The organism is Rhodoplanes sp. SY1, assembly GCF_046000175.1.
Lineage (GTDB): Bacteria > Pseudomonadota > Alphaproteobacteria > Rhizobiales > Xanthobacteraceae > Rhodoplanes.
In genome coordinates, this window is record NZ_JBEOMB010000255.1 from 1 (window position 1) to 494 (window position 494).

A 494-nucleotide genomic window follows, 5' to 3' on the forward strand; every position below is an offset into this window, starting at 1 on the left:
CCCTCAGCGTCACGGCCAAGGCCTGCGCGCCCGGCGTCGTCGGAATCCCCAATGTCGGCGTCGACATGAAGCTCGTGCCGTCGGTCGGCAAGCTCGAGGCGCGCATCAAGAGCCCGTCGATCACGCCCGGCTACTGGCGGCGCCCCGACCTCACCGCCGCCGCGTTCGACGAGGAGGGCTTCTACCGCCTCGGCGACGCGGTGCGCTTCGCCGATCCGGACGACCCGGAGAAGGGCTTCCTGTTCGACGGCCGCATCGCCGAGGACTTCAAGCTCGCCACCGGCACCTGGGTCAGCGTCGGGCCGCTGCGCGCCCGTGCCATCGAGAAGCTGGCGCCGCTGATCCGCGACCTCGTCATCGCCGGCCACGACCGCGACGACGTGACGGCGCTGCTGATCCCCGACCTCGCGGCGTGCCGCTCGGCGTTCCGGGCCGATGCGTCGGTGAGCGATGCCGCCATCCTGGGGAGCGCCGTGCTGCGCGCCCAGATCGCC

At 72.7% G+C, this 494-nt stretch carries 1 pseudogene; it reads left to right on the plus strand.

Features of this window, described 5'->3' with window-relative positions:
* A pseudogene (locus tag ABTU92_RS28960) lies at nt 1-494 on the plus strand (feruloyl-CoA synthase); the annotation flags it as partial.